Origin of the sequence: Phaeodactylibacter sp. (assembly GCF_022763345.1) — a bacterium.
Classification (GTDB): domain Bacteria; phylum Bacteroidota; class Bacteroidia; order Chitinophagales; family Saprospiraceae; genus Phaeodactylibacter.
The window spans coordinates 1-21795 of sequence record NZ_JALEGS010000114.1 but is presented as its reverse complement, the minus strand read 5'-3'; the positions used below and the strand labels follow the sequence as shown (position 1 = coordinate 21795).

17 protein-coding genes and 1 pseudogene are annotated in these 21795 nt (G+C 51.1%); 10 read left to right on the top strand and 8 right to left on the bottom strand.

Going from position 1 to position 21795, the window contains the following annotated elements:
- Positions 1 to 47: 47 nt before the first annotated feature.
- The 6 genes from MRY86_RS26990 to MRY86_RS26965 all read right to left on the bottom strand — a co-directional run bounded on the left by MRY86_RS26990 (position 48) and on the right by MRY86_RS26965 (position 5343).
- Positions 48 to 2033, bottom strand: a complete 1986-nt coding sequence (locus tag MRY86_RS26990) for a monovalent cation:proton antiporter family protein (protein ID WP_293563705.1) — start codon at positions 2031 to 2033, stop codon at positions 48 to 50.
- A 123-nt stretch (positions 2034 to 2156) separates the two neighbouring features.
- On the bottom strand, positions 2157 to 2741 hold the full coding sequence (locus MRY86_RS26985) for a Uma2 family endonuclease (protein ID WP_293563703.1): 585 nt from the start codon (positions 2739 to 2741) through the stop codon (positions 2157 to 2159).
- A 15-nt stretch (positions 2742 to 2756) separates the two neighbouring features.
- On the bottom strand, positions 2757 to 3815 hold the full coding sequence (gene arsB, locus MRY86_RS26980; protein WP_293563702.1) for an ACR3 family arsenite efflux transporter: 1059 nt from the start codon (positions 3813 to 3815) through the stop codon (positions 2757 to 2759).
- Positions 3812 to 4441: a protein-tyrosine-phosphatase gene (locus tag MRY86_RS26975; protein WP_293563700.1), complete on the bottom strand. Its 630-nt coding sequence runs from the start codon at positions 4439 to 4441 to the stop codon at positions 3812 to 3814. The genes arsB and MRY86_RS26975 overlap by 4 nt, the downstream gene beginning before the upstream one ends.
- 21 nt (positions 4442 to 4462) lie before the next feature.
- Complete coding sequence (locus MRY86_RS26970; RefSeq protein ID WP_293563698.1) at positions 4463 to 4918, bottom strand: DUF6428 family protein; 456 nt, start codon at positions 4916 to 4918, stop codon at positions 4463 to 4465.
- A gap of 98 nt (positions 4919 to 5016) precedes the next feature.
- Entirely contained in the window at positions 5017 to 5343 is a 327-nt protein-coding gene (locus MRY86_RS26965; protein ID WP_293563696.1) for a metalloregulator ArsR/SmtB family transcription factor, read from the bottom strand.
- Positions 5344 to 5622: 279 nt separating this feature from the next.
- Between MRY86_RS26965 and MRY86_RS26960 the strand changes: the two genes are divergently transcribed.
- Genes MRY86_RS26960 through MRY86_RS26950 form a run of 3 tightly spaced genes read left to right on the top strand, consistent with a single transcriptional unit; the run spans position 5623 to position 8068 of the window.
- Positions 5623 to 6213 (top strand): hypothetical protein, encoded by a 591-nt coding sequence (locus MRY86_RS26960; RefSeq protein ID WP_293563694.1) that lies wholly within the window; start codon positions 5623 to 5625, stop codon positions 6211 to 6213.
- Between the two features lie 9 nt (positions 6214 to 6222).
- A complete protein-coding gene (locus MRY86_RS26955; RefSeq protein ID WP_293563692.1) occupies positions 6223 to 6774 on the top strand; it encodes a sigma-70 family RNA polymerase sigma factor in 552 nt (183 codons plus the stop codon).
- Positions 6761 to 8068: a hypothetical protein gene (locus tag MRY86_RS26950; protein WP_293563690.1), complete on the top strand. Its 1308-nt coding sequence runs from the start codon at positions 6761 to 6763 to the stop codon at positions 8066 to 8068. The genes MRY86_RS26955 and MRY86_RS26950 overlap by 14 nt, the downstream gene beginning before the upstream one ends.
- Positions 8069 to 8141: 73 nt before the next feature.
- Here the strand turns inward: MRY86_RS26950 and MRY86_RS26945 are convergent, their stop codons facing one another.
- Positions 8142 to 9182, bottom strand: coding sequence for a LacI family DNA-binding transcriptional regulator (locus MRY86_RS26945; RefSeq protein WP_293563688.1), 1041 nt, complete (start codon positions 9180 to 9182; stop codon positions 8142 to 8144).
- A 229-nt stretch (positions 9183 to 9411) separates the two neighbouring features.
- Between MRY86_RS26945 and MRY86_RS26940 the strand changes: the two genes are divergently transcribed.
- The 7 genes from MRY86_RS26940 (at position 9412) to MRY86_RS26910 (ending at position 21090) form a co-directional block, all read left to right on the top strand.
- Positions 9412 to 12246, top strand: coding sequence for a TonB-dependent receptor (locus MRY86_RS26940; protein ID WP_293563686.1), 2835 nt, complete (start codon positions 9412 to 9414; stop codon positions 12244 to 12246).
- Positions 12247 to 12339: 93 nt separating this feature from the next.
- Entirely contained in the window at positions 12340 to 13854 is a 1515-nt protein-coding gene (locus MRY86_RS26935; protein ID WP_293563684.1) for a T9SS type A sorting domain-containing protein, read from the top strand.
- Positions 13855 to 13931: 77 nt separating this feature from the next.
- Positions 13932 to 15818, top strand: a complete 1887-nt coding sequence (locus MRY86_RS26930) for a glycoside hydrolase family 2 TIM barrel-domain containing protein (protein ID WP_293563682.1) — start codon at positions 13932 to 13934, stop codon at positions 15816 to 15818.
- 7 nt (positions 15819 to 15825) lie between these two features.
- On the top strand, positions 15826 to 17274 hold the full coding sequence (locus MRY86_RS26925; RefSeq protein ID WP_293572092.1) for a glycoside hydrolase family 28 protein: 1449 nt from the start codon (positions 15826 to 15828) through the stop codon (positions 17272 to 17274).
- Positions 17247 to 18623, top strand: coding sequence for a glycosyl hydrolase family 28 protein (locus MRY86_RS26920; protein ID WP_293568865.1), 1377 nt, complete (start codon positions 17247 to 17249; stop codon positions 18621 to 18623). The genes MRY86_RS26925 and MRY86_RS26920 overlap by 28 nt, the downstream gene beginning before the upstream one ends.
- Before the next feature lie 32 nt (positions 18624 to 18655).
- Positions 18656 to 19885: a beta-L-arabinofuranosidase domain-containing protein gene (locus MRY86_RS26915; protein ID WP_293568863.1), complete on the top strand. Its 1230-nt coding sequence runs from the start codon at positions 18656 to 18658 to the stop codon at positions 19883 to 19885.
- Complete coding sequence (locus tag MRY86_RS26910; RefSeq protein ID WP_293568861.1) at positions 19882 to 21090, top strand: mandelate racemase/muconate lactonizing enzyme family protein; 1209 nt, start codon at positions 19882 to 19884, stop codon at positions 21088 to 21090. The genes MRY86_RS26915 and MRY86_RS26910 overlap by 4 nt, the downstream gene beginning before the upstream one ends.
- 315 nt (positions 21091 to 21405) lie before the next feature.
- Here MRY86_RS26910 and MRY86_RS26905 read toward each other — a convergent pair.
- A pseudogene (locus MRY86_RS26905) lies at positions 21406 to 21663 on the bottom strand (DUF2809 domain-containing protein); the annotation flags it as partial.
- Between the last annotated feature and the right edge of the window lie 132 nt (positions 21664 to 21795).

Genomic DNA, 21795 nt, shown 5'->3' with positions numbered 1-21795 from the left:
TGATGCCTATATCAATAGAGCACCATGCTTGGCTGCATTGCACTCGCTTACTCAATCGCCTTTCTAAACTGATCAATACTCTCTTGTTTACCAGTTACATACAGGATATCCCGTTGCAACAGGATTTCATCCGGGCCGCTATTGGTAATGAGCGTGTTTTTTCGGGATAACCCAAGGATGTTAATACCATATTGGTTCCTTACGTCAAGTTCACTTAACGTTTTACCTACGATCCGCCGGTTGTCCGTCCGTACTTTCAGGCAGGTAATATCAAACTCCGGGTATTTACCGGGGCGGAAGGTCCGGGGGATACTTTTCTTATTCTGGAAAAGACCGTAGTTATTAGAGCGGGTAATCTCAGCAAAGTGCCCGATATCGTCCTCCGGGATGAGGAAGTAATGAAGGGTGCGGGAGAAGATTTCGATTGAAGTCTCAAATTCTTCGGGTATAACATCATCTGCGCCCAGGGCGATGAGCTCGGGGATTTCCTTGACGAAGCGCGTCCTGACGATAAGGTGGACAGACTGGCTGACCATCCGGATATTTTGGACGACCACTTTTGTTCCCTCGGGGTCTGAAATCGCGATAACAACAACTCGGGCTTTAGGGATATTCACAGCCTCCATGATATGGTCCTGCCGGGCGTCTCCATAGAGTATGGGTACGCCTTTTTTCTGTTCTGCTTTGACGGTTTCCGCGTCCATTTCCACAGCTACGTAGGGAATATCGCTGAATTCGGCTGCCCTCGCCAGGTTGCTTCCATTTATGCCGTAGCCGATGATGACCAGGTGGTTGTGGAGTTGGTCTGTGGCTACGGAATGATCCCGCTCCTTTGAAGCCACCATCTTTCTGTCCCATGCCTCAATCGGGCGGAACTTCATCACGCCAAAGGCGATGCGCTCGGAGAAAATGATGACGAATGGCGTCAGCAGCATGGAGACGATGGAGACAGCCAGGAAGTACTGATTGGTTTCGGGGTCCAGCAAGTCATATTGAATACCCACTTTTGAAAGGATAAAGGCAAATTCACCGACCTGGAATAGCGCTAAGCCCGTAAGCAGAAAAGTCCGGGGTGGATACTTCAGCACTGCTATCGCCAAAGCAGCGATGATAGACTTGATGAAAAATACGGCAACTACAATCAGCATTACGATGCCGATATTGCCCCAGAAGAACTGCAGATCGAGCAACATGCCGACGGAGATGAAAAAGAAACTTGTAAACAGCTCCCGGAAAGGCAGGATAACGCTTGTGGCCTGATGGCTGTACTCGGACTCCGAGATGACCAGGCCGGCCAGAAACGCCCCCAGCGCCAGTGAGAGCCCTGCTTCGGCGGTCAGGAAAGCCACTGCAAAACAGATGGTGATCGTGGTAATCAGGAAGAGTTCCTGACTGTCCGTTTTGGCAATACCGTGCATCAGCCGGGGTACCAGGTAGCGGGCGCTCAAAATCGTAATCAGGATGACCACGGCAGTCTTGAGCAGAAGCATCAGGATACTTCCAGTGACATCGCTCCCCTGACCGGCAATAATTGGAGTGAACAGCATCATTGGCACCACGATGATATCCTGGAAGATGAGGATAGCAAGGGCATTCCGGCCCTGTGGAGCCGACATTTCGTTGCGGTCCTGCAGCACTTTTAGAACAATAGCAGTACTGGAAAGCGAGAACAGAAACCCAACAAAAAGCGATTCTTCCCAGCTATTACCTAAAAAGTAGTACCCGGAGCCTGCCACCAGTATCGTGAGTCCAACCTGTAAGGAACCTCCAATGAAAACGGTATTTTTAATGGATACCAGATGCTTGATGGATAATTCCATACCGATGACAAAGAGCAGCAGGATGACCCCAATCTCCGAGATGAGTTCGATCTGTTCGGATTCGCTCACCAGCCCCAGCCCATGCGGCCCGATCAGTATGCCAGTCACCAAAAAGCCCAGTATGGAAGGCAGCTGAATGCGCTGCAGTGCGTACACGACAATCGCGGAGAAGCCCATGAAGATGAGCAGGTCCTGCAATAAGGGAAAATGCATGGCCGTTGGATTTTTGGGTGAGGGTTAGGTCGGTATTCACGCAATTAAGTGTACGAAGCGGGATTTGGTTTGCGGGGAGCGCGGGCTTCTTCTAAAAAATATTAACGCTTAGCGTAATGGTTCTTATTCAAATACTTCAACCAGCGGCAGTTCAATATCCAGTACCTCGTCTTTGAGCGTTTCTTCGGGGCGGTATATCTCGTAGGTATCCTTGCCGGAAAAAACATAAACATTGCCCAGTTCCAAAAATACGACCCATACCGAGCGCACGCCATGATCAAAGTATTGACCTGCCTTAATGATCAATTCTCCTAAAGGCTGGGTAGGCGAGCTGATTTCAATTGCACAGAGTGGTGGCTCCAGCGTCTTGGTCTGATCATTGCGCAGGTCGAGTGGTTTTTTAGGATAGATGCAGAGGTCGGGGACAGAGAGCCAGTCGTCAAGTTGCAGGCTTAGCTCGGAAAGAATCCGATACTTTTCCTTGTAGCGTAGTTTCAGCTCAAATCCTAAATTGAGCTGTACGGTGGCATGATTAAAAGAGGGTATAGGCTTTTGGCGTTCGACTTCGTACTCGTGTTGGCTCACCTCTGGCATAAAGGATACTTTTTTGTAAAAATACGGAAATACGTGGGGATTGTCAATCTTTGGCATACTCCGCTGCTTGCCATTTGGAATGGCTTTTTTCTTTAATGTTGCTTTGTATTTCATCGTTTGACTGACGGCTCATGCTGTATAATACCGCCGCCGCAGCCAAAACGCCACATTCACCAGCCCAATCAAAGCCGGCACTTCGACCAGCGGCCCGATCACCCCCGCAAAGGCCTGCCCGGAATTCAGCCCGAAGACCGCGATCGCTACGGCAATCGCCAGCTCAAAGTTGTTGCCCGCTGCAGTAAAGGCGACCGCAGCGTTGCGGGGGTAGTCCGCGCCCAGCCATTTCCCCACAAAAAAGCTGATGAGGAAAATCAGGTCGAAGTAAATCAGCAGTGGAATTGCAATGCGGACTACGTCCATCGGTATTTCGACGATCAGCTCACCCTTGAGGCTAAACATGACTACGATCGTAAAGAGCAGGGCGATGAGGGTTATAGGGGAAATCACGGGCACAAACTTGTTTTGGTACCATTCTTCTCCCTTGGCTCGTACCAGCAGCACCCGGCTCAGCAGCCCCGCCAGGAAGGGGATGCCCAGGTAGATGGCTACGCTTTCCGCCACTGTAGCGATAGAGATATTCACAATCGCTCCTTCGAAGCCCAATACCGGAGGCAGGACGGTAATAAAGAGCCACGCGTAAAAGCTGTAGAAAAAGACCTGGAAGATGCTGTTCAGCGCCACCAGCCCGGCACCGTACTCCCGGCTGCCCTCCGCCAGGTCGTTCCACACTATGACCATCGCGATGCAGCGCGCCAGCCCAATCAGGATAAGCCCGGTCATGTATTCCGGATAATCGCGTAGAAAAACAATAGCCAGCACAAACATGAGTGTGGGGCCCACAATCCAATTGAGGAACAACGATAAACCCAGTATCTTCACATTGCGGAATACCTGCGGCAGCATGCGGTAGTTGACCTTCGCCAGGGGCGGATACATCATCAGGATGAGGCCGATGGCGATTGGGATATTGGTGCTGCCCCGGGAAAAGGAATTGACTAAATCGGCTGTTCCAGGCAAAAAGTAGCCTAACCCGACACCCACTGCCATGGCTAGGAAAATCCAAAGCGTCAGGTAGCGGTCAAGAAAGGATAGGCTTTTGCGGGGTTTGGTGGTGCTTTTTGAATTCATACGGATTTCATTTTTTGAGCCGCCAATTGCATAGCGTACAGGATTTCCCGTCCGATCTGCCGGACGCGCTCGTCGTATCGGGCCGTTTCCTCCGGAGTGCCATCGGCAACCTTAGGGTCATCGTAGGTTAGCGGCAGGCGAAAAGCTGCTCCCGGGATAAAAGGACAATTCTCGTCGGCATCTGAGCAGGTCATAACGGCTGCAAACCCTGATCTTGGATTAACGACATCGTCAAAGGTTTTGGAATAGCAAACCAATGGGGATTGTGTTTCCGCGAAAGCAACCTGATAATGCGGATTCTCTCCGCCTGGGTTGTGGATTTGGAAACCTGCCCGTTGCAGCGCCGCCACCGCCCGGGGGTTGAAAGCTGTGGCCTCTGTGCCACCTGAGTAAGTCTCCACGCCCGGGATGCCGAAGTACGCTGCCCCGGCGGCCGTCCAGATTTGAGCGATGTGGCTGCGGCGGGAATTGTGGGTGCAGATAAAATTTAGCCTAACAGGCGTACTTTTAGGTTGCACCAGATAATCCGCAAGTTGTTGTAGCAGCGCTTTCCGTTCGTCCGGTATTTGTTGAGCTTCCTGCAACAGCGATTCGGCGTAAGCATTCAGTTGTGGTAATAAACCCATGGTCGTCTTCAATTTTGAATTTTAGCAACAGCCGCCTCCCGGTGCACAATCCGATGTATTTACGGCTAGTGGTAAGGCCTCCATGCTTATCCCGCACTTTTCCTTTGCCAGGCAGTCAGTCTGCTTTGGCAGCAGCACAAATTTTCCCTGTTTGAAATCCAGCCCATACCGGCCGATGGTGTCGGTTTGGTATTCCATCTCTACCTCCGGGTTTTGAGCCTGGAGTAGGGGAGTGGCCATATCGATAATGCCGATCAGCTTGTCCGGGCTTAGCCGGTGGTCGTAGTCCTCTGCCACCCAAATTTGAAGGCTGGCGTGCGCTTCCGTGCGGGTAGTGCCACCGCAGTCAACAAAGTGCTTGGTGGTCAGCCCCATTTCTGTGATGTGAAAATGCAGCGGTACGACCTGCCCGTTAGGCTGCTGGAAAACCAGTTGATCGACCGACTGAAGGTGGATTTTAAATTCAGAAACAGTCATAGTGAAAAGGAATTAGTGATTTAAAGATAACTTTATTGCAATATTGCAATATTAATTTTAAGCGTTATTTAATCATCCTAGCAAAACTAGTGCTTGTTTTAACAGCACTGCTCCCCCGGCTCCATACCGAGCAGGCCGCCCAGCATCTGACGGATTTCGCGCCAGCGGTGAGCGTTGATGCAGTAGTTCATGCTTGAGCCCTCAATGGTGCCCTGAATAATACCAACTTTCTTAAGCTCTGCCAGGTGGCGGGAAATGGTAGGCTGGGAGAGGGGCAGTACGTCCATCAGGTCATTGCCGATACAAGCGTTGATCTCCAGCAGGTGCTGCACGATGGCAATGCGTGCCGGGTGGCCCAGCACCTTGGCAACGGTGGCCAGCTCGATTTGCGCTTGTGTGTAGCCTTCTGTTTTGGTAAGCCCCATAGCGTTTCTGTTTTAAGATATTGCAATATTGCTATATAAAAACTATTTTTCAAAACATATGCTCAACTTTCTTGTGCGGACATTGGTGAAATATTGATTTTCCCGCAACAAAAGAGCTGGGATTCTATTTTGCCCTTTAATACTCACTGAAATGATTGATGTTGTAATTATTTGATAGTCAGTGTCTTTTAGATCCGGCTCAAAAAGAATTCAGAAAAGTTAAGCACGTTTGCAACGTTTTCATCATTACATCACAATAGATAAGCAAAAACAATAATCATGCAACGAATTACAATCTGTTTTTGCTTAATTGCATTCTTCGCACTGACCAACTGCGACCGGGAAAATTTCATTGACGTCACGGAAATCCCTGAAGAGGTCACACCCGTTGAGGTGGAAGTGCAGCAAGGCTTTGCCTTAAAAGCTCAGGAAGAGGACATCTTTGTTTCTGAAGGCTCCGCAATGCGCTTTATTGGGGCAGACGGTGTTTTTTTCTATGCCATTTCCTCAGGTACAATTACTTGTGAAGGGGGCGGTGCATATAGCACGAGTTACACCGGCCCCAATCTTTTTTTCGTAGATTTTTATGAGTTTGAGGGCGAACATTTTGTTACGCAGGCGGGCATTACTACTGAAGTTGATGGGCAGCCTACGGTATTATTTAGTTTAGTAGCACCAGGCAGTGGCTGTCAGGAGCAAAATGTGGAAGTCACGATCACCGAAATCACCGCGACCGAAATTAGTGGGACATTTACGGGGGATTTCTTCAAAATGGATGGTCCAATAGGTAGCGACTTGCCTTGTAGCGGTTTTGTATATGTGGATGAGTACACGGCTTCTTTTAGTCTGCCTTACGAAGACTGCGAATAGGGGCCGCCGATGAATACCGTAACCATTATCAAAAAATGCCTTAAAGGCAATGCCCAGGCGCAGCAGCAGCTTTATGAGCACTATTTGCCCTACGTACTAACAATTGTACGTCGGTTTGGTGTAGAGCAGGCTGAACAATGCGACTTGGTTCAGGATATCTTCGTTGCGGTATTCCAGGGGCTGGAACGATTTGACCCCAATAAAGGGGATTTGCACCACTGGATTCGAGGATTAGCGATTCATAAAACTATTGCTTTCCAACGCAAACAACAGCGGCTTCGGGCGGAGGAGCTCATGATTTCGGAACAAACTTCCCGCACAACGACCATAGACTTATCGCACTTTGATGCGGAGTACTTACTTGACCTGATTGCTCAATTGCCAGCAGGAGCCCGAACGGTTTTCAACCTTTATGTGGTAGACGGGTACAGCCACGAGGATATTGGGAAGATGCTGGACATTAGCCCGGTAGGGTCACGGTCGCAATTATCACGCGCCAAAAAACTATTGAGAGAAGCGTTGGAAACACAAAAAATAAAGGGTCATTATGGAAACATTTGATCAACGGGGCGGGCTCAACGATAAGCTGGGCCAGCACAAAGCAACAGATATCCCTGCCAACCTGAGCTGGGAACAAATGGGGCCAAACATCAGGGCTGGTCTGGAGCACAAGAAACGTCGGCGGCTGCTTTTCTGGTGGTGGCTGCCGGTTGGCTTATCCGTTACCCTGGTTATTGGCTACTTCAGCTTCTTGGGTGAGAGTGCCGAATTGGGTTGTTTCCCGGTGCCCGGGCAGTCCGTAGGTGGAAATTCAGCGGTAGTTAAATCCGCAACGGAGATGCCAGAAGAGATAAAGGGAGCTAATGAGACGGGTATTGCCTTCTCACCGGATGATCCTAAAGCGAAAGGCGGCCCAAACATACTGCTTGCTTCGTCCAGCCCCAAGGGGAGAAAAGCCTCGGTGCCATCAACCTCAAAGGCGGTCACGACACCAACAGAATCAGGTCCTTTAAGCGAATTTAAAGAAAGTCAGGCCGTTTCAGCTGATGAGGTACAGGATAAACTGGCCGGATTGGCCCCGTTAAATCCAATCGAAGCATTGGCACCGGGACCGGTGGTCAGCCTCGATTCAACTACCCCCTATCCGGAAGTGCCGGAGATGCAGGCTGCTCTCCATCCCTGGATTGTGGAAGCCGGGATGGGGCTTGCCTTCAATCTCAATCCGGATGTTTATGGCACGAAGTTGCCCAATACCACCATTGATCCACTAAGCGGGCTAACCGCAAGCCTCCGGATAGGGTACGCGCTTCCGCAGCGCCCTTATACCCTTTGGGCCGGCATCGAAATGGAAGAACTGGTGCAGCGCGAACAATTGCAGGAGGCTTCAACCGTTCAGCTATACCAACCCAATACCGTAGATACCATTTTCCGGAATACCATCACTGGAGAGGCCTTTACCACTACTACTGATTCTGTACCCGGCATCCGCAGGGCAAATGTTCAACAACATAGCACTTTCCGCTCATGGTCGGTACCAATGCTACTCGGCAGGACCTGGTCAGCAGCCGGCTGGCAGTTGGAAGGCAAGGCCGGGGTGGACTTTAACTTGTCTTCCTGGCATTCGGGTGGGTATTTGACCGAGGGTTATACTGTGGTAAATGCCAGTACCCGATACCAAACCGGATGGGCGGTGCGCCTGGAGGGTCAGCTGCTATTGCCGCCTGTACGGTTTGGGCGCTTGTTTGTTCGGGGTGGCTACCGCCGTTCTGTAACTCAGCCGGGTGGGTTAGTACAGGGCAGTCTTTTCCGCCCGGAAGCTATGGGCTTCACGATGGGGTGGCGGGTAGATTGGTAAAGGCTATTGAGGCTTGGTCTTCTCATACTTTTTGATGGATGTGTGATGTGCGAGGCCTTGCCAACTGCCTTCCTCAACTATTGGATTCCATTGAACTTGAATCGGCTTTCAGAGAGGAACCACGAACGATAAGCTTTGGGCTCAAGATGATTTTCTTGGGGACAAATTCATCAGGGCATTCCACTTGTTCAAGAAAAGTACTGGCGGCAATTTCACCCATTTTCTTGCTTAGCTGGTCAACAGTGGTCAGCCCAGGATCGACAAACGAAGTGAAGGTTTCATTCATGAAGCCAATTAATGCTACGTCTTCCGGAATCCGCTTCCCTTTTTGCTTTAGCACTTGCATGGCCCCTATGGCGGCATAGTCACTGGCTGCGAAAACGGCATCAGGAGGACTTTTCAACCCTAATAAGGTGTTCATGCCTGCCCTGCCATCCTCAATTTTAACATTACTGTAGTGCACCAAGGCTTCGTCGAAAGCAATCCTATGGTCCTGAAGCGCATCCTTATATCCACGAAAGCGCTGCTGATAGATGTCCAAATTCTGTTGTCCGGCGAAGTGAGCGATTCGGCTGCATCCCTGTGCAATGAGGTGAGCCGTGGCTTCGTAGGCGCCGCGGTAGTCATCAATACGCACAATACTGGTGTGGTTTAGATCTGCGACGCGATCAAACAAGACTAATGGAATGCCATTATCTGTGAGTTTTCGAAAATGGCTATAGTCTGAGGTCTCTCGGGAAATAGAAGCAATAACCCCATCTACCTGCGCTTTTAGCAAAGCCTCAATATTGGACCGCTCCATTTTTTCCTGATCATTAGACTGTGTGATCATTACGTTGTATTCAGATGCTGTAGCGACTTGCTCTATGCTGCGGATGACAGATGAGAAAAAGCTGCGGTCAGTAGTAGGCACCACTATTCCGAGCATATTGGTCTTTCCGCTTCGGAGCGCAGCCGCGATGCTGTTCTGCCGGTAATTCAAGCGGGTCGCTACTTCCTGAACGGCCTTTTTTGTACGGGCACTTATGCGCGGGTGGTTACTCAGCGCCCTGGATACAGTAGATGGTGTGATGTTGAGCTCTGATGCTATATCGTAAATGGTCGTTTTGGACATGTAGTACAATATTAGAGTAAAACAATTCAATCGGTTGTATTCTGTCAGAGTTGGTTCGGCGAATTTAGGATAAACTGTGTTGTTATTGTCAATAAAAAGCAAATAAAATTGAGTTATTTCAAGATATGCCCTATATTTAATGCGCAATCGATTGCATGATTATGTATGTTTTCTGGAAATTTAAATCCAGCAACTTTCACCTGATTAAGTAAGAAAAGCCAAATTATACATGTTCCAATCAAAGCGCTTGTGCCTTATATGCTTTTTTCTTCTTGGAGCCTTACCTATGCTTTGTGGGCAGAACGCTCAAGTTGAGGCTGTTCTGACTGACTCACTGACCGGACAGCCATTGGAATTTGCCAGTTGGCAACTGAAAGGGACGAGATTTAGTGGTACTACAGGCCTGGAAGGCACATTCCGTATACTTGATTTGCCCGCAGGCAGGTATACCCTGTTGCTGAACTACCTTGGCTATCGGCCCAAAAACTATGATATTGAGGTCCAGCCCGGTGAACAACAATCATTGGAGCTCGCAATGGTGCAAGAGGCCTTTCAAATGGACGAAGTTGTGGTGTCCGCCCAGCTCGAAGGGCAGCGAGCAGCTATACAAAAGCAAATTAACGCCAATTCTATTGTCAATGTCGTTTCCAAAGACCGCATTGAGGACATACCGGACCAAAATGCGGCGGAAACCGTGGGGCGTATCCCCGGCGTAAGCCTGCAGCGGGAAGGCGGAGAAGCCACCAAGGTGAGTATCCGCGGCTTATCGCCTCGGTACAATTCCATTACGATCAACGGAGAGCGCATTCCGGCCACCGATGGTAACGATCGCTCTGTTGACTTAAGCATGGTCTCCACCGATGCACTGGACGGCATTGAGGTCTACAAGTCGATCACACCCGATCAGGACGGGGATGCCGTAGGCGGCACGGTTAACTTCCTCATCAAGCGCGCCAAACGCGGGCTGAGGGGCAATTTCAAAGGCAGTACCGGCTACAACCGGCAACAGGACGAGTTTGGGCAGTACCGGGGCAGCCTCAGTTTGAGCAACCGGTACTTTGACGATAAGCTTGGGTTAATTGTTACCGGAAACTATCAGCGCGCCAACCGTAGTTCAGATATATTGACCGGCAGTTATGTCACAATTGGTGAGGACACCACCGGTGCTGCCATTGTCAATGTGGAGGATGTTAACCTGGCTGATAATATTGAAATTCGCAAGCGCTATGGTGGTAGCCTGACGCTGGATTACGAGCTTGAACGGGGAGCTATTAGCATCAGTAGTTTTGTTGGTGTTCTGGACCAGGATCAAGACCGATTTCGCACCCGCTACCGCCCGGAGGCTTCCCGCAAGGAATACGACTATCGCAGGCGTATCATCAATCAATTCACCTGGAATAATACTTTAACGGGTACCTATCAGCTTCCGCTTTGGAAGTCTGAACTTTCCTACGGAGCTTCCTATGCCTTAACAGAGCGCAATACCCCTACGGACAATACAGCGCGTTTCCGGGAAACCGGTGCATTCACCGGGCAAGTGGATGAATCCAGCTTGGAATCAGTCGTAGCCGCTGCTAAAAATGATTTTGAACGAACGTTCTTTCAGCAGGACCGGCTGGATACCGAAGACATTTCCACACGAAAGTACACTGGTAATGTAGACTGGAAAATCCCTTTCCAGAATAATAGTGATTCGTTCAGCGGGTTTCTTAAGATGGGGGCTAAGGTGAGGCTGCAATCCAGGAACCGGGAGAGTTTCCGGCTTTGGTCAGCCTTTGGTGCTATTGATGAAATCGCCGAAACTTACCCTGAGCGGTTTCAATTGAATAGTGACGACCGGATAACCATAGCAGAATTTACAGGCACTCACGATGAGGGGGTGTTTTTGCAAAACCGGTTCCCCTTTGGGCTGGGGCCAACGTTGGATGCGGAAAAATTGCAGGCATTCACCAATACCTACAAAGATGAGTTTTACTCGGAAGACGAGCGGCAGCGCCTGCAAAACTACGATGCGGATGAAGACATCAGGGCCGCTTACCTAATGAGCAAACTGACCTTCTTTGAGCGGCTCACCATCATTCCGGGAGTAAGGGTAGAAAATACTCAAACCCGCTTTGAAGGCTTATTCGGCCGCTCCTTTGAGTTAGAAGGCCAGGTCCTCATTAGTTCTCAGGATACTGTTGGCCGCCAAAATTATACCGAGTTCCTGCCTATGGTGCAGGCTAAGTATCAAGTCAAGCCCTGGATGGATGTACGCCTGGCGGCTACGCGCACTTTGGCCAGGCCCAATTTCTTCGACCTGGTACCCTGGCAGCAGATTGATGACATCAACGGTATCGTGCAGCGGGGTAATGCGAATTTGGAACATACCACGGCCTGGAACTACGATGCCTTCTTTTCTTTCTACAATAAGTATGGATTGTTCACGGTGGGTGGGTTCCACAAGCGCCTGCAAAATGTCGACTACACCAGGGTTACCCGAGACCTTGACCCCGCCTCCACGACAACCGGATACCGCTTAATTACCCAGGAAAATCTGCCAGCTGAGGTAACGGTGTTTGGAGCAGAGTTTGACCTGCAGGCCAATTTGACTTTTCTGCCCAAACCATTCAACGGTATCGTGCTGAGTGCGAATTACACCTTTATCAATTCTGAAACGCTATTCCCGCAGCTGAAAGTGATCGATGGCGAGCCACCGTTTTTCATACCAACTGTAGTGGACACTTTCAGGCAGGGTGTTTTACCCGATCAACCGGACAATGTGCTCAATCTTTCTTTAGGGTACGAAGTAGGTGGTTTTTCTGCCCGGATTTCTGTGGTGCGGCAAGGTACAACCCTGCAATTTGTAGGAGACCGTGTAGAGCTGGATGGCTTTTTCCGGGCGTTCAGCCGGTGGGATTTGGCAGTCAAGCAAGACCTTAAAAGCGGCTTAAGCCTTTTCCTAAATTTCAACAACATCACCAATACACCAGAATTTGTCTTTCTGGCAGCAGACCAAAGATTCCCAATTGAGGAAGAATACTTCGGCTGGACGGCTGACCTGGGGATGAGTTATAAATTTTAGCCTTACGCATGCTGCACGGGTTTGTATATGATAACCCGCTCATTTTTAGAAGTATACGATGATCTGATTCCTTTTATAAAAAACACTGTAACTATGAAAAATTTCAACATTACTTTTTTTATTACTGCACTGTTATGCATGCTTGTCAGCATGACTTACGCGCAGACCATTATTCCAGTATCACCCGGGCTGGGTACGCTTAACGAAGCCATTGACAGCTACATAGCTGACAATGGTGCTACCAGTATGGATGTTATCTTTGAGTTGGAAGACGGAGGGTTTTACATCCTTACTTCCACGATTGAAAACGAAGACCCACTGCGCATTGAAGCTGAGGCTGATGCCGCTGTCCGACCTGTAATCCGGCCTAATGTACCAGAAGGAGGAGACCCTTTCCGTGCTTTCCGTGCACGCAACGACATTACCTTACGAGGGCTGTTCATTACCAATAAGGACGCTATTGGCGGAGCCGACTCCCAAATTTTGCGGGTTAGTGAGGATGGTGCGCGCGTTGTCATTGACAATTGCCATTTCGACTTTGCTCCTCAGTCTGCCATCAGACTAGACAACACCGACAATAAACTTTACATCACCAATAGTATCATTAGTAATATTGTTAACCTTTCTAACCCTGGCAACGGCCGTGGCATCGATGACCGGGGCAACGATATCGATACTGTCTGGGTGGAAAATACGACTTTCTACAACCTCTCAGCGCGTATGCTGCGCGATGACGGAGGTGTGGTGAATTATGCCAAATTTAACCACGTTACAGGTGTCAACCTGGGGGACCGCACCGTCGATTTGGGAGAGTTTGTGGAGGCTGAGATCACCAATAACCTGTTTGTCAACTCTGGCTTCCTTGGTTTCAACGAACCAGGAGCCAGTTCGCTGCAGGTAGATTCTTCAGACTTGGTTCAAAGCGCTCTGATCTCCAACATTAATTTCTACGTTGATCCTGCCCTGCAGACCTTGTATGACCAACTCAATGTGGATGCAGAACCGGGCGATAGTGTTTATGTAAGAAATGGACTCAATTCGGATGCGACAGATATTGCAACATCCGGGGGCACACTGGAAACCATCACGGACCTGGCGGTGACTTTCAACAATGGCCCCGCTACCCCTCTGGATTATGTAGAAACTTTCTACCAAGACCCCGACAATGCTTTGCCGCTGGATGACGGCAACGGCGGAGTAGACCCGGATAACGCAGGCCAGCTACCCTTTGACTTCGGTTACTCCACCGACTCGGACTTGTTTGATGCCGGTAATGACGGTCTGCCCTTAGGCGACTTGAACTGGCATGACCTGACCTCTTCTACCTTTGACCCGGCTATAGCCAAAGAGGTGCAATTGACTGTCTTCCCCAATCCAGTACAGGAGCGAATGACCTTCCAGTTTGAGCTGCCGGAAGCGCAGCCCGTCCGCCTGGTCATCTTCAATCAGCTGGGGCAGCCTGCTGCGGTAGTGCTCGATAACCAGCTGGGGGCTGGTGAGCATCAATTACAATACAACGCTGAGTTCCTGCCTACGGGTACTTACTTCTATCGTTTAGAGCTGGGTGACCGTTTCGCCAGCGGCCGTTTTATCCGCGCTTTAAAATAAACCCTGTCCGTACGGCCTCAGTCCTTGTAGCCATGCGAGGCCGTACGGCTTTACTTAACAGATTACCAATTTGGGGTATGTCAAACCTGAATAATAATCCCATTTACCGGTATGGGACAGTGGCTTTGCTTTGGGCGATTAGCTACTTGGCCTATGGGCAAAAACCCGCACCGCTGCTACAGAATGCTTACCATCGCCCCTCGGTAAGCCTCAACGGGCAGTGGCACTACATCATAGACCCTTACGAAACAGGCTACCGCAACCACCGGCGCTGGGAGCCCTTCGATGAGTTTGTGAATACCAAAGCTTCAGCAGCGCCCTATTGGGCTAATGCCAAAAAAACAGCACCTTCCCAGCGCATCGAATATGATTTTGAGCGCTCACCAACCCTAGAGGTGCCGGGCGATTGGAACCATCAAAAGGAAGAGCTGCTGTACTACGAAGGCACGCTCTGGTACGAAAGGGACTTTTCAATTGAGCTGCAGCCTGGGCAGCGTTACTTCCTGTACTTCGGTGCCGCCAATTACCGGGCTGACGTTTACCTCAACGGGCAAAAGGCAGGCTATCACGAAGGGGGCTACTCGCCTTTCAATTTTGAGGTGACGGAGCTGCTTAAAAGCGGCTTAAACGAAATTGTGGTGAGAGTAGACAACCGCCGCTCGGCCGGCCGTGTGCCGGGGTTGACTACCGACTGGTGGAACTACGGCGGTATAACCCGGGAGGTCAAAATCATTCCTGTGCCAGACGTTTTTATTCAGGATTACCTGCTGCAACTCGACCCGGAACAGCCGGCAATAGCCCGTGGTTACGTGCAGCTTAGCAAAGCAAAAGCGGGGCAAACCGTAACCATCTCTATTCCCGAGGCCAAGCTTTCCTGCACCTTCACTACGGATACCGCCGGCCGGGCAGCTATAGCACTGCCGGCAGAGGGCCTGAAGCGTTGGTACCCAGAGCGCCCAAAGCGATACGAAGTGGTTTTGCAAAGTGGACGGGACACCCTGCAAGACCAGATTGGATTTCGAACTATTCAGGCCTCCGGGCAAGACCTGCTGCTCAATGGGCAGCCTATTTTCCTGCGCGGCATCTCCCTGCACGAAGAGAACCCGATGCGAGGAGGGCGCGCTTACAGCAGGGAAGACATGGCGCTCTTATTCGGCTGGGCCAAAGAACTTAACTGCAACATGCTGCGGCTGGCACACTACCCGCACAACGAGCATGCCCCCCGCCTGGCTGACGAGTTGGGCCTGCTCCTGTGGGAAGAAGTCCCCGTCTACTGGGGCATCAATTACACCAACCCGGAGACTTATGCACAGGCAGAGCAGCAAATGCAAAGCCTGGTAAAACGGGACAAGAACCGCGCCAGCGTGATCATTTGGTCAGTGGCCAATGAAACGCCCCGCGAAGACCCTGACCGGCTCAGTTTTCTAAAATCAATGGCCGTGGCAGTGCGTCAGCTCGACACTACCCGCCTGGTTTCTGCCGCCCTTGACCGTACGGAAGACAAGCAGGAAAAGCTGGTCACCGTCACGGACCCCTTTGCAGCCTATTCCGATATGGTCAGCGTCAACGAGTACATCGGTTGGTACGGCAGCACTCCTGAACGCATCCCGCAGATGCGCTGGGACCTGAGCAGCCACGACAAACCTTTCTTTATCAGTGAATTTGGTGCTGGCGCCCTTTACAATTATCGTGGCGCTCGTGAAGAAATCTGGACAGAAGACTACCAGGCTTGGATGTACAGAGAAACGCTGCAGATGCTTGACGAAATACCTTCCCTGCGCGGCATGACGCCCTGGATACTAGTCGATTTCCGTTCCCCCCGCCGCAACCTGCCCAATATTCAGGACGGCTGGAACCGGAAGGGGCTGATTTCGGAAGGGGGATTTAAGAAAGAGGCCTTTTACATACTCCGGGATTATTACGCCAGAAAAGCAGCGCAGTATCACTATGATATCAAAAACTGACAACAGCATGAGCAGATACACCTGGCTCCTGCTTGCACTATTAGTAGGCTGTAGCGCCCCTGCAAGCGAAGAAAACGGCTTCAACCGGCAGGAAGCGGAAGCAAGGGCACAGGCTGCCTGGGAAGAACTGCCCGCCCGTCTGGCTAAAATTAAAGCACCAGAATTTCCAAAGGCAGCCTTTTCCATTCTCGACTTTGGTGCCCAAGCGGATACGGCTTTTGACAGCCGGCCGGCGATCGTGGCGGCTATAGATGAGGCGGCTGAAGCCGGGGGCGGCCGGGTGGTAATTCCCGACGGTACCTTTCAGTGCGATGGGCCGCTCCACCTGAAAAGCGGCGTGGCCCTGGAGCTTTCCCCAAATGCAGTGCTACGGTTCAGCGACCGCCCCGAAGACTACCTGCCTGCAGTCAAAGTACGCTGGGAGGGCACCGTTTGCTGGAACTGGTCGCCGCTCATTTATGCCTATCAGCAGGAAAACATCGGCATCATTGGGGAGGGGCTGATTGAAGGGAATGGAAAGCAGTGGTCTAAGGATTGGCGTAAGCAGCAAAAACCGGACAAAAAGCGCCTGCGGCAAATGGGTAATGACGTTATTCCCGATGAAGAACGGGTATTCGCCAATGGCTTCCTGGACCTTGACGGGGACGGGGAAGATGATGGTTACGGAGACGGGAAGACCCACTACCTCCGCCCAAGCCTGATTCTGTTTTACGATTGTGACAACATCCTGCTTGAGGGCTTCACCGCTCAGCATAGCCCGTTTTGGACCATCCATCTGCCTTTTTGCCAAAATGTCACTGCCCGGCAACTCAACATTTACGGCGAGGTGCTTAATGATGATGGTATTGACCCCGATAGTAGCGTGGATGTGCTGATCGAAGACTGTTACATCGAAACCCACGATGATGCGATCGCCATCAAGGCGGGGCGCGATCAGGATGCCTGGGAACGCGGCCCTTCCCGGAATATTATCATCAGGAATTGTGTGCTCAACTCCGGTGTCAATGCCTTTGCTGTAGGCTCCGAAATGTCGGGTGGGGTTGAGGAGGTTTTTATTGAAGATTGTCAGCTGAAAGCGGGACAGCACGCCCTGAATTTTAAGACTAACCTGGACCGGGGCGGTGCCGTGCAAAACATATTCATTCGCCGTATACAAGCGGACAGCCTGGAGAAGGCCCTCTTCATTTTCCGGATGGATTACCACGGCTACCGGGGCAATCAGTACCCAACTCGATTCAATGACTTTTACGTGAACGACCTGCAATGCAATTACGTGGGAGGTAATGCCCTGCAAATCGTCGGCGTGGAAGAGCAGCCCATCGAAAGAATCTGGCTAAAAGACATTCAAGTGGAAGAAGCCGGTCAGCCGGCCCGTATTGAGCAGGCGCGAGACATCGTTTATGAGAACATTCAAATCAACGAGCAAAAATGGACCTACGACAGCTCTGCGGAATAATGCTCCTGTGGGCTGTAGCCAATGTAGCAGTCCATGCGCAAACTTTCAATGTAGCAGATTATGGCGCCCTTGCGGATGGAACCTCCTACAGCACCGCAGCCATACAAGCCGCGCTGGACGACTGCCGCGACAAGGGCGGTGGTACGGTGCTGATCCCCACCGGGACTTACCTTACGGGCAGTATCCGAGTGTACTCCCATACCCGCTTGCAGCTTGCACCCGGTGCCACCCTGCTGGGCAGCAAGCGCCTGGAGGATTACGATGAGGAGCACCCCCATCTCATCTGGGGCGATAGCATAGAGCGCTTTCGGCTAAGCGGCGACGGGGTGATTGACGGGCAGGGCGAAAGCTTCTTTGACCGCTCCGGACGGTCCTGGAAGGCTGCCAAAGGGACACGCCCGGCCCCCTGGATTCTGATCACCAACAGTAAGGATATCAAAGTGGAGAGCGTTGAGCTAGTCCATTCACCCGCTCATGTGCTGGTTTTTCAGAAGTGTAAAAATGTGGTGGTGCAGGGCGTGAGCATCCGCAATGATTTGCGTAGCCCCAATACGGATGGCATTGACATCAAAGGTTGCCGCCAAGTACTGATCAGCAACTGCTTTATCTCTACCGGGGATGACGCCATCTGCCTGAAGTCAGCAAAAGACACAGTCGAGCAGGTCGTGGTCTCGGACTGCATCCTCATCAGTGATGACGCGGCCATCAAGTTTGGGACCGGCTCCCGGTACCCTATACGAAACTGCCAGTTTTCCAACATCAATATCAGTGGGACCCGCTATGGTATTGCACTGTTTATGACGCAGTCTGGCGTATACGAGCACTGCCAGTTTTCTAATATCCTGATCGAAACAGGCAGCCGGCACAAAACCGAATACCCTATATACATGGATATCGATAAGCGGTCGGCGGAGCAGGCCCTGGGCAATATCCAGGATATCGACTTCTCCAACGTAAAAATCATCACCCGCGGCAACATACTGATCGGCGGGCAAGCGGGCCACCCCGTCAGCGGCATTCGTTTCGATGGCCTCACGATGGCCCTCACCGAGCTGACAGACCTTAGGGCGGTGCCCAAAAAACCACGGGGCAACAAATCTTTTCCTACCCTGCCGGGCATGGAGGATTTCTCGGCTGTGCCTGCTCATTTTACGCTTGGCCACGTGAAAGATGTCAAATTGGAAAATATCCGTATCAGCCATCAATTTGGAGAAAGCCCCTACCAACGGCACTTTTTCCACTTTCAGGAAGCCGAAGCCGTCCAATTGTCTGGCTTGCAATTGCCACCGGAGATGCGCGGGCGCAAAAAGATTCATCAGCAAGGCGAAGTTTCACTAACTATTGAATGAAATTGAATACTAATCGAGATAACCTAGTTCCAATGCCAAGAGCTTACCCATTTTTCTTTTGTTTATGCCTCAGCTTGACTGCCTTGGGGCAACAACCCGCTGCCGAAGCGATAAAAACGGCCTTGCAGGAGGGCGGGCACTACGCCGGCCAGGTGCTGCTCGATGAAGAAGGCTGGTCGCGCTGCGATTACGACTGGATGGATGGAAAGTGGCACGCTTACGAGACCGCCTGGCACACCGGTCAGGTCATTAATGGGCTGCTGTACGCCTACGAAATTACCCAGGATAGCAGTTTGCTGGCCGCCGCCCGGCATGCTGGCAATTGGTGGGTTACACTGACCATCGAGGATGACCCCCGCTTAAAGGGATACCTGCGGGCTGTACACGGAGACGAGGTCGGTGCACTGATTAACTTCACAACCATTGCGGACGGGACCCCTGGCCTGTTCAAGCTGTCGCAGCTTACTGGTGATCTGCGTTATGCCGAGACCGCCACCCGGGCCGGCCAATGGGCGCTGGAGCACCTCTATTTGGAAGAAGAAGGCCTCATTTACGACTTGGTAGATGCCCAGACGGGCGAGATATGGACGGATAAATCGCCTTTCTACGAAGGGGAGCTTACCGTGCATCAGGTAGCCCGCCCGAATAACGAAGGTTTCCTGTTCAAAGATATGTACGAATTCACGGGGGAGGAGCGCTACCGTGAGGCTTTCATCAACCTTTGCAACAGCTTGGTCGAGAAGCAGCACGACAATGGCTTTTGGATGGACTACCACCCTAATAGCATTGAGAAAGGCCGGATGCACCCCCGTTCCAACATCTGGTACGCGGAGTCCTTGATTGAAGGGTACGAACTGACGGGTGACCGCCGGTATCTGGAAGCGGCTTACCGGACTGGGAAAGAGGTGGTCGGCTGGCAGCAAAAGGACGGCGTGATTTACTACCGCAACTATACAGACCCCGAACGCATGAACCGAAGCTCCATCTGCGGGTCTGCTGTTTCATTCGCGGGCATCCTCTGGCTCAAGCTGCGGGAGCATGGCTACCAAGAGGAATTCGAAGAGCCCATTCAGGAAGCGGCGCGCTGGGTAATGCAGAACCGCTTTGCCGCCGATCATCCGGACCCCAATCTGCGGGGGGCATTTTTAGAAACGAGGCGCCGCCACAAGGATGGCCGTACGCTCCTTCGGGTCAGGGATATCGCCACTTCATTCGGCCTGCGGTTTTTGGCCATTTATTACCAAACTTACTACGGAGCATGATGATGAACCGAAAAGACTTCCTGCGTTTTATGGGGCTGGGTGCAATAGGCAGCATCCTTCCACAGACAGCAACCGCGCAACTGCCTGCAAAGCCAGACGATGTCCGCATTACCGGGGTGGAGTGTTACCGCTTCAAAAAAGCCAACTTCGTCAAAGTAAGCACGAATACAGGCATAAACGGCTGGGGCGAGAGCGACGGCAGCAACCGCGATTTCACCTACCTCTACATTGAAAAGGAACTCAAACAATACATTCTGGGCAAAAACCCGTTCGATAGTGAAGCCATCTGGATGGAGGCTTATTTAAAAGGGCTGGAAACGGGCATGAGCGGATTGCACCCGGGCTCGCTGGCCGGCATTGATAATGCGATATGGGATTTAAAAGGAAAAATACTGGGCCTGCCTGTCCACCAGCTTTTGGGCGGTAACGGAAAGCAAAAGATACGAGTCTACGGCAGCTACGGCCGCGACAAAGGCGGGTACGACTACCGCAGCCCGAAGGAGATGGCCCGCATAGCTGCTGATTTTGTGGAACAAGGGTACAAAGCCGTAAAAGCCCGCCTGCAAATCCGGCAGGAAAATGTGAACCCTTACCCTGACGATACCTTTGAGTGTGTTAAAGCCATACGGCAAGCCATTGGGGATGACATCCGCCTGTTTATCGACTTCAACAACGGCTACACGCCCGCCGAGGCCACGATGATGGGCAGGAAACTCTACGAGCACTTCAATATTGCCGCTTTGGAGGAGCCCGTGTTCCAGCAAGACTACGCAGGCCTTCGGCAGGTAGTGGAAAACCTGGATATACCCATTATGGCTGGCGAACACGAATATAGCTCCTGGATGGTTAAAGAATTGCTGGAAGAAACCGGCGTAGAGTTTGTCAACATTGATTTGATCAAATGCGGCGGGATCACCGATTGCAAAAAAGCTGCTGCGATTGCCCATGCATTCGGCAAGCAGGTGATGGTGCACAATGCCAAGCCTACCTTAGCTACCGCTGCCAGTTTGCAGTTGTTGGCATCTATACCGAATGGTGCCCAATTTCAGGAGTACGCAGGCAAGCGCGAGCAAGAAGGGTATGGCAATTTGCTCAGGCTTTTCGACAACTACTTCCGCTTTGAAGATGGGTATCTGGAAGTACCGCAGGAGCCCGGGCTCGGTCTTATTGTCAATGAAAAGGCCATGGAAGCAGAACGCAAGTAAAGGATTCTTCATTTCAGAAAGTCGTTCAACTTTACTCTGTCTTTCGTGCATACGGAAACTTCGTGCCTGTTAACGATTTTAGTGGTTCACAGGAGGGGCACCATACGTGTGAAGCTCATTTGAAAAGGCTACCCTTTATTGCCAAAATAGACCAGAAGCCTGGCAAAGGAAACGTTTTTTGGGACTTAGGCCTCCGGTTTTAGAGCAAGGTGTGGCGGGTAGGGATGAAGCATTTCGATTTTTAAAAAGTCCCGCAACTCAACTTCCGAGCCCTGGCTTTTTTCTTTGTGTGATAGAAAGGCTACAGCTTTAGCCTTAATGGCTGTGCTTCTGGTGTTTTCCACTTTTGGAGCATTTAACCAGGATATACTCTAAACCATAACCCATCATCCCTCCTACAGTGTAACTGACCAAATCACTCCACAGAAACCCAAAGCCCAGGATTAACCCTCCCAGCCTGGTCTGTCTGATTGCATCGATCCATTCCGCATGGTACAGCTGGCTGAATTCAATCAAAAAACAGATCAGTATGCTTATCAACGCGACTTTCTTCGAACTCATTTTCGGAGATATACGCAATACGAAGTGGTTTGCGACATCGGAGCAAGACACTTCCCAGCGTAAATGCTCGTACGTTTGTTAATAGTACAAAAGTTCATTGAAAATCATAGATTGGCAAGACCTCAGAGCAGAGGATATGTATAT